Below are 10,492 nucleotides of genomic sequence, written 5' to 3'. Positions count from 1 at the left end.
GATGACGCGGTCGCGCGCGCTCAGTTCGCGTGCGACGCCGCGTCCGCCGGCGGCGAGATTGCCGCGCGTTTCGCCGGCTTGCGGGATGCGCGCCAGGCAGTAGGGAACGACTTCGCCGCCGACGAGCAGGATACGTTTGTCGCCGTCAGCGATTTCCGGGATGTAACGCTGCACCATCATCGTTCGCGCGCCGTTGCCGCCGAGCATTTCGACGATGACGTTGCGATTTGGATCGTCGTGCCGGACGCGGAAGATACCGCTGCCGCCCATGCCGTCGAGCGGCTTGAGGATGGTGTCGCGTTCGAGTTCGATGAACGAATGGATTACCGACGCCTGGCGGGCGACGACGGTCGGCACCGAGAAGCTGGCGAATTCGCACAGCGCCAGCTTTTCCGAGTGGTCGCGCAGCGCGCGCGGCCGGTTGAAGACGCGCGCTCCTTCGGCTTCGGCACGCTCGAGCAGCCAGGTGGTGGTGACGTACTCGAGGTCGAAAGGCGGGTCCTTGCGCATCAGGACGGCGCGGAAGTCGCGCAGCGCGACGACGTGGCGATCGATTTCGCTGAACCAGTCCTTGTCGTCGGCGAGCATTTCGAGGTGCACGGCTTCGGCGCAAACGCCGTGCAGCGGCGACCAGTGGATGGCGTCCTGCTGGATCGTCCAGACGGCATGGCCGCGCGCCTGCGCGGCGCGCATCAGCGCGATGCTGGTGTCCTTGTACGCCTTGAGCGAGGCCAGCGGGTCGACGATGAAGGCTATACGCATGGCGGCGGCTCCTCGGCAGGGCGCGTTCGTTCGAGTTCGAGCGAAGCGGCGAGTTGGGCGAGACGGGCGACGACGCCGTAGACGTAGAAACGGTTCGGCGCCGCGTCCGGATTCTGGCAGTGGTCGGGCAGGCAGCAACTGGTTTCAAAAGCCAGCGGTTCGAAGTGCATTCCCGGAGCGTTGAGGTTCTCGTCCTTGCCGCGTTGATTGTGCACGCGGTAGAAACCGCCGACGACGAAGCGGTCGATCATATAGACGACCGGTTCGGCAACGCCTTCCTGCTCGCCGCTGCCCACCTGCTCGTAGGTATGCACGCCCTCCTGAATGATCACCTGCGAGACCGTCATGCCTTCCTTGATGACCGACATCTTGTTGCGTTGCCGGCGACTGAGGCCTACGATCTGCGACGCATTGCGCACCGTCATCACGCCCATGCCGTAGGTGCCGGCGTCCGCCTTGACGACGACGTAGGGGGTTTCGTCGATATCGTATTGCCGGTACTTGTCGCGAATCAGTTCGAGCACGCCGGCGACGTTGGCGGCCAGGCACTCCTCGCCGCGCCGGTCGTGGAAATCGACGCCGTCGCAGACCGAAAAGTAGGGATTGATCCGCCACGGGTCGATGCCGACCAGGCGGGCGAAGTCGTTCGCCACGTCGTCGTAGGCGGCAAAGTGGTTCGACTTGCGGCGCGTTGCCCAGCCGGCGTGCAGCGGCGGCAGGATCACCTGTTCGCCGAGTCCGCGCAGAACGTCCGGGATGCCGGACGACAGATCGTTGTTGAGCAGAATCGCGCAGGGCTCGAAATCGGCCAGGCCAAGTCGCTGGCCGCGGCGAACGAGCGGTTCGAGCAGCAGGCTGCTGCCGTCCGGCAGTTCGACCGGGGTAGCCTGCTCGAGCCCGGGCAGCAGCGAGCCGAGGCGAACTTCCAGTCCGGTCAGTCGGAGAATCGCCGCGATCTGCGCGACGTTCTGCAGATAGAATGTGTTGCGCGTGTGGTTTTCCGGAATGAGCAGCAGGCGTCGCGCGTCCGGGCAGATCTTGTCGATCGCGCTCATCGCCGCCTGCACGCAGAGCGGCCGGAAGCTGGCGTCGAGGTTGTTGAAACCGCCGGGAAACAGGTTCATGTCGACCGGCGCCAGCTTGAAGCCGGCGTTGCGCAGATCGACCGAGCCGTAGAAGGGGGGCGAGTGCTCCTGCCATTGACTGCGCATCCAGCACTCGATTTCCGGCATCGCGTCGAGAAAGCGACGCTCGATTTCGAGCAGCGGGCCGTCAAGGGCCGTCGTCAGGCGGGGAACCATGGGCGAGTCTCCATCCCGTTGGCAGCCGACCGCGCGCGGATGCTCGGGCGCGCAGCCGCATCTGCAGCCGGGAACGTGGTGGGTCCAGGCGCCATTCTACACTGGCGGCTGCCGGCACGCGCGCGAGGCGGCCGGCGGGCACACGGCGTGCAGCGCCCGCTGATGGCGCCTGATGCGGCGACCAGTGAGGCGCCCGACGAGTTGCCCGATGAGCCTTGCGCAAGCTGCAGCGGCGCGTCTCAGCCGGCGAGCAGGGCGGGCAGATCGCTCATCCGGGTGAAGATCTCGCGCGCGCCGGCGGCGCGCAGCGCATCGGCGAGTTCAGGTCGTGCGTGGCCGCCCCCGCAGAAACCGAGTACGCGCATGCCGGCAGCGCACGCGGCGCTGACTCCGGCGACGCTGTCTTCGATGACGATGCAGCGCGCCGGCGACGAGTACATGCGTGCGGCGGCGAGCAGGAAGAGATCGGGCGCCGGCTTGCCGTGGGTGACCATTTCGGCGCTGAAGACGTGCGGCGCGAAGAAGTCGAGCAGTCCGGTCAGCGCCAGGTTGTGCCGAATCTTGTCGAGCGAACCGGAAGACGCGACGCAGCGCGCGTGCGGCAGCCCGGCGAGCACCTGGGCAACGCCGGGCATGGCTTGCAGTTCGGCGCGGAAGGCGGCCCGGTCGCGTTCGGCCAGCGTGGCGCGGAAGTCGGCCGGCAGTGGCCGCTGCCATTCGGCCTCGACGGCGGCGAGAACGGCCGCCAGGCTGATCCCGGTGTAGCGCTCGATCGCCTGCTGTGGGCCGAGGGGAAAACCGATCTCGCTCAGCGCTTCGGCGAGGACGCGGCTGGCGATCGGCTCGCTGTCGACCAGGACGCCGTCGCAATCAAAGATCAGCAAGGGCGGTTTGGCGGTGTCTCGCGTCATCGCTGGGGCCTTTTTCTGGGCAGATCGACCAGCTTGGTCTCGGGCGCGGCAAAGGCGCGGAAGCTCTCGGGTAGCGGCGCCCTTTCCAGGCTGCGCTGGGTAAACAGAAAGCGTCCGTCGCAGATGAAACCCAGATCGGCCCAATCGACCGTGTTCAGCGCGGCGGCCAGCGCGTGCACGTCGACTTGCGGATTGCGCGGAAAAATGGCCAGGATCGATCCGTCGTAGTCCGGGCAGGGATGAACGAAGAAAGGTTGCGCGCGGCGCGTTCGGCCATTCACGTAGACGCGCGTTTGCGCCGACTGATGGTAACTGCGCCCCCAATGCCACCAGTTCGCTTCGTCGAAGTGGCGCACGCGGCGTTGCAGCAGACGTTCCTTGTGCGGCAGCAGGACGGCCGGCGGTGGATCGCCGGGTTCGCACCAGAGCATGCGGCGCGTCTTGCCGGTGCTCGCCGTGGCTGAGAAGACGAAGTTGCGGTTGCCGTATTGCTCGCTGGCGTACAGGTCGTCGGCACCGGAAACCGCGCCGACCTTGACCCAGGCGATGTCGGCCAGGTGCAGGCCATAGTCGCCGCGAGTAAACATCAGGTGGCCGCTGCTTTCGACGAAATGCCTTTCTTCCCAGTTCAGGCGGGCCAGACCGGCGAGACCGTGCGCTACTCCTTGTTCGGCGTAGCGCGTCAGGCGCGAAAAGTCGTCGCGCTGGAAGCGCCAGATGGCGCAGTTGGGTTGTGCGCCGGCGAACAGCCGCGAATCGCCCAGGTCGGCGTATTCGGTGATCGTTCCGGCGGCGAAGAGCAGGCGGTTCAGCGGGACGGCCGAGGTCGCTTTGACGAAGTCGCGCGGCGTGATGAAGATCAGCTCGCCACCGGGTGTCAGATGGCGCAGGCACTTCTCGATGAAGAGCAGATAGAGGTTGGCGCGCCCGTCGAGCACGCTGTGGCGAATGAGCTGGCGCGTCGCCCGAGCAATGTCCTGGTAGCGGACGTAGGGCGGATTGCCGATGATCGTGACGAAACGCTCGCTCTCCGGCAGCGCGAAGAAATCCATCACGCGCGCGCCGGGTGGCGCGTGCCGGCGATCGATTTCGATGCCGACGGCGAAAGCGAGATGCTGCAGAAAAGCGCCGTCGCCGCAGCCCGGCTCGAGCGTCCGGCCGCGGTTGCGGATCAGCCCGAGCATCAGTTCGACGACCTCCGGCGGCGTGAAGACCTGGCCGAGTCCGGCGACGTCGCAAGTCGGTGGCGCTGCCTTGCCGGGCACGTCAGGGCTTGCCCCAGGGCATCACCGGGACGGTCGAAATGCTGTTGGCGGGTGCGCCGTCGATCAGCTTGCGGCTGATCGCCAGGTAGACCAGCGTCCGGTTGGCTTCGTCCCACAGGCGGATGACGCGTGTTTCCTTGAACAGGATCGAGGTGTCTTCAGCAAACACTGTCGCCTCTTTCGGCAGCTTGGCGGGCAGCGTGATCGGGCCGGTCTGCCGACAGGCGAGCGAGAACTGTGAGGGATCGTGCGCCAGCCCGAACGATCCGCTGACCCCGCCGGTGCGCGCCTGACTGACGTGGCAGGTCACGCCAGGCACCTTCGGGTCGGCAAAACTTTCCACGCAGACGCGGTGATTGGCGCCGATCAGCTTCCACTCGGTGGTCACGCAGCCGACCTGTTCGGCGGCTGCCGGCAGACTGAGCAGGCTGAAAAGGCAAGCCGCTGCCGCGCTGGTCCGCCGGGGTCGCATCAGTCGAATCATCGTTTGCTCCATTGTTCAGTGGTTTGGCCGGGGCGCAGGGGCATGCCAAGGGTGGCTGGCTGAGCGGCAAGCGTCAGTCGGTCGCCGCCTCGAGCGTGACGTTGCTCAGTTGTCCGACCGGTGAACCGCGCCGCGCGCGCGCGCCGCAATGCCGTTCCTCGGAGAGCAGCGTCTTGCTCCGCCCGCGCACGGTGCCGCGGATCGTCACCTGCGCGCCGCGCGTGGCGAGCACCGTGCGCAGCGTTTCGCCTTCGCGCAGGCCGATCAGCTGAACGCCCTTGCCGGCGCTCAAGCGCTTCATCTGGTCGAGCGGGAAGACGAGGAGGCGGCCGTCGTCGGACAGCGCGGCGAGGTGATCGCGCCCGGCGAGGCGTACCGGCGGCAGGATCTGCGCGCCTTCCTCGACGCTGAGGAAAGCCTTGCCGGCCTTCTGGCGCGAGAGCAGGTCGCCAAAGCTGCAGACGAAGCCGTAGCCGGACGTCTTGGCAAACAACAGGTCGTCGTCCGCCGCGCCGGTGAGCACGTGCGCGATCCTGCCACCGCCGAGTTCGACGAAGGAGCTGAGCGGCGCGCCCATGCCGCGCCCGTCCGGCAGACCGGCGATCGCCACGGTGAATGCCCGGCCCTCGCTGGAGACGATGACCAGCGAATCGACCGAGCGGCATTCGCGCGCCGAAGCGAAGCGGTCGCCGTCCTTGAAGGCGATTCCGGAAAGGTCCAGGCCATGCCCCTGGCGGACGCGCGCCCAGCCCTTTTCCGAGACGACGACGGTCACCGCTTCGTCGGCGACGGTAGCGACTTCCGCGCGCGAGGCGGTTGCCGCCGGCTCGACGACGGTGCGCCGGGCATCGCCGAAGCGTTCGGCGTCGGACCGGATCTCGCGGATCGTCTGCCGCCGGAGCAGCGTGTCGCTGCCGAGCAGCTTGATCAGGTCGGCGCGCTCGCCGCGCAGGCGCTCGAGCTCCTGTTCGATCCGGATGCCTTCGAGACGCGCGAGCTGGCGCAGCCGGATTTCGAGAATGTCTTCCGCCTGCCGGTCGGACAGGGCAAAGCGCTCGATCAAAGCGGCTTTCGGGTCGTCGGCCTGGCGAATGATGCGAATCACTTCGTCGATGTTCAGGAAGACGATGTGCCGGCCTTCCAGAATGTGGATGCGGTCGTCCGCCTTCTGCAGGCGGAACGCGGTGCGCCGGTAGACCGTCTTCAGTCGGAAGGTGCACCACTCGCCGATCAGGTCGACGAGCGGCTTTTGGCACGGCCGGCCGTCGATGCCGACAGCGACCAGGTTGATCGGCACCGAGGTTTCCAGACTGGTGTGCGCGAGCAGCAGGGCGACGAAGTCTTGGCGGTCGATGCGCGAACTGGTCGGCTCGAAGACCAGGCGGACGTCGTCGTCCTTGCCCGACTCGTCGCGTGCCCTTTCGAGCTGTGAGGCGAGCAGCGTCTTCAGTTGCGCCGCCGACTGCTCGACGACTTTCTTGCCCACCTTGGGCTGCGGGTTGAGCAGCGCGCCGACTTCCGACAGGACCTTGGCCGACGAGACGCCCGGCGGTAATTCGTGGAAGACGACCTGCCAGGCGCCGCGCGCCAGTTCTTCGACGACGTAGCGCGCACGCACGCGCAGGCTGCCGCGACCGCTTGCGTAAGCGGCGGCAATGTCGCTCGCCGGCGAGATGATCTGCCCGCCGCCCGGGTAGTCGGGCGCCGGCAGGTGCTGCAGCAGTTCAGCCAGACCGGCGGCCGGCTGTTCGATCTTGTGGATCGCCGCCGCGGCGACCTCGCGCAGGTTGTGCGCGGGGATCTCGGTCGCCATGCCGACGGCAATTCCGGAAGCGCCGTTGAGCAGGACGAAAGGCAGACGCGCGGGCAGAAACGCCGGTTCGTCGAAGGAACCGTCGTAGTTCGGCTGAAAATCGACCGTTCCTTCGCCCAGTTCGGCGAGCAGCAACTCGGCGATCGGCGTCAGACGCGCCTCGGTGTACCGCATCGCCGCTGCGTTGTCGCCATCGCGCGAACCGAAGTTGCCCTGCCCATCGACCAGCGGGTAGCGCAGCATGAAGGGTTGCGCGACGCGCACCATCGCGTCGTAGGCTGAAGTATCGCCATGCGGGTGGTACTTGCCGATCACGTCGCCGACGACGCGCGCCGACTTGACCGGTTTGGCGGTCGCCGACAGACCGAGTTCGCGCATCGCGTAGAGCACGCGGCGCTGGACTGGCTTCAAGCCGTCCTTGACGTCGGGCAGCGCGCGTCCCTTGACGACGGCGATCGCATATTCCAGGTAGTCGCGCGCCGCCGAATCGTGCAGCAGTACGCTGTCGTCGTCCTCGCCGGCGCTCGCCGGCACGCCGCCCGGTGCAGCCGGTGGTGCGGGCGGCGCTGTCGCCGGCAGTTCGGGCGGCAGGTCGGCAAACAGATCGCCGGTCGAATCTTTTCTCGCCATGCGCTTGCTCAGGTTTCGGCGGCGATCAGCGCGCCGTTTTCTTCCATCCACGCGCGTCGCCCGGCCGACTCGCTCTTGCCCATCAGCATGTTCATCACCGGCCGCGCGGCGTCGGCGCCAGGCATGCGCACGCGCATCAGACGGCGCGTGTCGGGCGACATCGTCGTCTCCCACAGTTGTTCCGGATTCATTTCGCCCAGCCCCTTGAAACGCGAGATCGCCACGGCTTCCGGCTTGACGCCCTCGAGCCGCAGCTTGTCGAGCCAGGCTTCGCGTTCGGCGCCGTCGAGCGCATAAATCTTGCGCGGCGGACGGTTCTTGCCCTGACCGGGAACGTCGAGGCGATAGAGCGGCGGTTGCGCGAAATAGAGATGACCGCTCGCCACCAGCTTGGGGAAATGACGGTAGAACAGTGTGCACAAAAGCACCCGGATGTGCGAGCCATCGACGTCGGCGTCGGTCATGATGACGATCTTGCCGTAGCGCAGGTTGGCGAGCACCGAATCGGGCGCGCTCGCCGCGTGCGGGTCGATACCGATGGCCACTGCGATGTCGTGCACTTCCCGGTTGGCGAACAGGCTGCCGGCGTCCACCTCCCAGGTATTCAGCACCTTGCCGCGCAAGGGCAGAATCGCCTGGAGCTCCTTGTCGCGCCCGGCTTTCGCCGAGCCGCCGGCGGAATCGCCCTCGACGAGAAAGATTTCGTTGCGCTCGACGTCTTCGCTCTGGCAGTCGGAGAGCTTGCCGGGCAGGATGGCGACCGCCGACTGCTTGCGCTTCTCGACCTTCTGGCCGGCGCGCGCGCGCGCCTGGGCGGCACGGATGGCCAGGTCGGCAATTCGCTTGGCGGCGTCCGGATGTTCGTTCAGCCAGAGCTCGAGCGGATCGCGCAACATGCGGGCGACCAGCGCGACGGCATCGCGCGAGTTCAGACGCTCCTTCGTCTGCCCCTGGAACGAAGGATCGAGCATGCGCACCGCGAGGACGAAGCTGGCCCGCGCGAAAACATCCTCGCCCGCCAGCTTGACGCCTTTCGGCAGCAAGGCATGATGCTCGGCAAAGCTGCGAATCGCGTCCAGCGTCGCCTGGCGCAAGCCCGCCTCGTGCGTTCCGCCGGCCGGCGTCGGAATCAGATTGACGTAGGACTCGCGCGTCAGCCCACCCTCGGCCGTCCAGCAGATCGCCCACGCCGCGCCCGAGCCAAGCGGGAAGCTCTCGTCGCCCCGCAGCGCGTACTTCTCGCTGCAAAAGACCGGTGCCACCGGGTCGGCTTCGACCTGCTCGGCCAGATACTGCTGCATGCCGTTGGCAAAGCACCAGTGGTTCTGCGCGCCATCCTCGACGCTCAGCGAGACTTGCAGGCCGGGCAGCAGCAAGGCCTTGCTGCGCAAGAGACGTTCAAGCTGCGCCTGGGGAATGACCGGCGAATCGAAAAACGTCGGGTCGGGCCAGGCGCGTACGCGCGTTCCGCTGGCGCGCTTCGGCGCGTCGCCGATCCGTGCGAGCGGCTCGGCGACGGCACCGCCGGCGAACGCCATCCGGTGGCGTGCGCCGTCGCGCACGACTTCGACCTCGAGGCGGGTCGACAAGGCATTGGTCACCGAAACGCCGACCCCGTGCAGCCCGCCGGAGAAACGATACGCCGAAGCACTGTCGTCCTTGTTGAACTTGCCGCCAGCGTGCAGCCGGGTAAACACGACCTCGACCGTCGGAACCTTTTCCAGCGGGTGGATCTCGACCGGAATCCCGCGTCCGTCGTCCTCGACGGTGACCGAATGGTCGCGATGCACGGTCACGCTGATCCGCTTGCAATGCCCGCCAAGCGCCTCGTCAGCCGCGTTGTCGATCGCCTCCTGGATGATGTGCAAGGGACAATCGGTGCGCGTGTACATGCCGGGGCGATGCCGCACCGGCTCCAACCCCTTGAGTACGGCAATCGATTCAGCCGTGTAACTCATCGGCAGACGGGCGCTTCCGGCGCGCGGTCGGGGGCAGTCCAGGGCGACGAGCGGGCGGCCAGTGCCGCCTTGGTCGAGCCCCGCCGCGGCGACACCCGGCGACTTGCAAGCTTGCGCGAAAATGCTTCAGGCATGCGCGTTCAGGCGCCCGCCGCCGCGCACGAGGGGCTCAGGCAAAGGGCACTCAGGAAAGGTATCATGCTGTAATTCCAACGAGACCTGGCCGGCGGGGCGGCCAGCGCAAAGCCTGGGTCGCCCGCCCGGCGGGCGCCGGGCAGGGCGGGGCAATTTTTCCAGGCGCGCAGTCTAGCAGCTTTCCGCTGCGCGTCATAACCGCGGGCGGACGCCGCGGGTCGTCTCAGCATTCTGCCGGTCAGTCAGCGCGCCTTTTCGCGGGTCAGCACGAGCGACCCGAATATCGCGCGCTCGGCGAGCCAGCGGATCGCGGCAACGCATCGGGCGATCAAGACGCTGGCGCTACTGCGCTTCTTGCCAGGGTGTGTGCTCAATTGAGCCAGCCAGACGATAGCGCAAACGAGATGAACGGACGACATGAAGGACTTGGCGCGCTCGTCGTAGCGCGTGGCGATGCGTCTGAATGGCTAGTTGCGATTGAAGCAACGTTCGATCAGATAGCGGCTTTTGTCGATGTGCCGAGCGAATGGACGGGTTGTAAGCCGATGGGGACGCGCCGGGACAAGCGCTTGGCTGTCCGGTGCAGTGATTGTCTCGACGAGGGCATCGGAGTCGTAGCCTTTGTCAGCCACGACGAATTCCACAGGCTGATCCTTGATCAGTGCCTCGGCCTCTCCCCCAGACAGCGCCGTCGCAAAGCGATCTCAGACGCCCTTCTCGCGCCAGAGCGAGAAGCGAACGAACGTCCGGCGCCAATGTCGGAGTTCCTGAGGCAAGTCGCGCCGCGGGCTGCCGGTGTGCATGATCCATAGCACGGTTTCGACAAAGCGCCGATTGTCTTTCGCCGTGACACCACAGTCTGTCCCCTTGCCAGGTAAAAGATGCTCGCCCAGCGCTGGCCCGCCGCGTCGTGCCGGTTATCGGCGACATTGAACTAAAGCGCTGCGCGCTGGTGTAGTCACCCCGGCGCCTTCTTTTTTTGGGTCGGCACCACTGCGCCAGTTCGCCCACGCCCACGCCCTCGGCCAGCCGCCTGACCGCTCGTCAGCCAGCTTCCCACATCGCTGACGAGTCCTGATCCTCCCCGCTGCGGGGGACGTCCCCGCAGCCATCGAGGAGAGAGTCATGAGTGAGTTGCGTAAGCGCATGCAAGACGCCATGTGCCTGCGAGGAATGGCGGCACGGACCCAGGAAGCCTACACCGACGCGGTCGCTGAGCTTGCCCGGTACTAT

General features: G+C 66.8%; 7 protein-coding genes and 1 pseudogene. All 8 read right to left on the bottom strand.

Annotation, left to right across the window (positions count from 1 at the left end; genetic code table 11):
• Positions 1 to 762, bottom strand: a 762-nt coding sequence (gene gshB, locus Q1L59_RS00365) for a glutathione synthase (RefSeq protein ID WP_300327315.1), incomplete at its 3' end; no start/stop codon positions are given.
• A complete protein-coding gene (gene gshA / locus Q1L59_RS00360) occupies positions 753 to 2,063 on the bottom strand; it encodes a glutamate--cysteine ligase (RefSeq protein WP_300327314.1) in 1,311 nt (436 codons plus the stop codon). The genes gshA and gshB, both read right to left, overlap by 10 nt.
• Positions 2,064 to 2,302: 239 nt before the next feature.
• Complete coding sequence (locus Q1L59_RS00355) at positions 2,303 to 2,974, bottom strand: HAD family hydrolase (RefSeq protein ID WP_300327313.1); 672 nt, start codon at positions 2,972 to 2,974, stop codon at positions 2,303 to 2,305.
• Positions 2,971 to 4,239: a class I SAM-dependent methyltransferase gene (locus tag Q1L59_RS00350; RefSeq protein ID WP_300327312.1), complete on the bottom strand. Its 1,269-nt coding sequence runs from the start codon at positions 4,237 to 4,239 to the stop codon at positions 2,971 to 2,973. The genes Q1L59_RS00355 and Q1L59_RS00350 overlap by 4 nt, the downstream gene beginning before the upstream one ends.
• Before the next feature lies 1 nt (position 4,240).
• Positions 4,241 to 4,711, bottom strand: a complete 471-nt coding sequence (locus tag Q1L59_RS00345; RefSeq protein ID WP_300327316.1) for a CreA family protein — start codon at positions 4,709 to 4,711, stop codon at positions 4,241 to 4,243.
• Positions 4,712 to 4,796: 85 nt separating this feature from the next.
• Entirely contained in the window at positions 4,797 to 7,166 is a 2,370-nt protein-coding gene (locus Q1L59_RS00340; RefSeq protein WP_300327311.1) for a DNA topoisomerase IV subunit A, read from the bottom strand.
• Between the two features lie 8 nt (positions 7,167 to 7,174).
• The gene (locus tag Q1L59_RS00335) at positions 7,175 to 9,124 is read right to left on the bottom strand and encodes a DNA topoisomerase IV subunit B (RefSeq protein WP_300327310.1); all 1,950 of its coding nucleotides are present in this window, start codon (positions 9,122 to 9,124) and stop codon (positions 7,175 to 7,177) included.
• Positions 9,125 to 9,729: 605 nt separating this feature from the next.
• A pseudogene (locus tag Q1L59_RS00330) lies at positions 9,730 to 10,152 on the bottom strand (transposase); the annotation flags it as partial.
• Positions 10,153 to 10,492 lie beyond the last annotated feature (340 nt).

It is taken from the genome of Accumulibacter sp., from assembly GCF_029255125.1.
Classification (GTDB): domain Bacteria; phylum Pseudomonadota; class Gammaproteobacteria; order Burkholderiales; family Rhodocyclaceae; genus Accumulibacter.
This window is presented reverse-complemented; position numbering and strand designations above follow the sequence as displayed.

What these genes read in the sequence shown, in the direction of transcription:
- gshA (WP_300327314.1), bottom strand. Translation starts at nt 2,063, where the DNA reads ATGGTTCCCCGCCTGACGACGGCCCTTGACGGCCCGCTGCTCGAAATC.
- Q1L59_RS00355 (WP_300327313.1), bottom strand. Translation starts at nt 2,974, where the DNA reads ATGACGCGAGACACCGCCAAACCGCCCTTGCTGATCTTTGATTGCGAC.
- Q1L59_RS00345 (WP_300327316.1), bottom strand. Translation starts at nt 4,711, where the DNA reads ATGCGACCCCGGCGGACCAGCGCGGCAGCGGCTTGCCTTTTCAGCCTG.
- Q1L59_RS00340 (WP_300327311.1), bottom strand. Translation starts at nt 7,166, where the DNA reads ATGGCGAGAAAAGATTCGACCGGCGATCTGTTTGCCGACCTGCCGCCC.
- Q1L59_RS00335 (WP_300327310.1), bottom strand. Translation starts at nt 9,124, where the DNA reads ATGAGTTACACGGCTGAATCGATTGCCGTACTCAAGGGGTTGGAGCCG.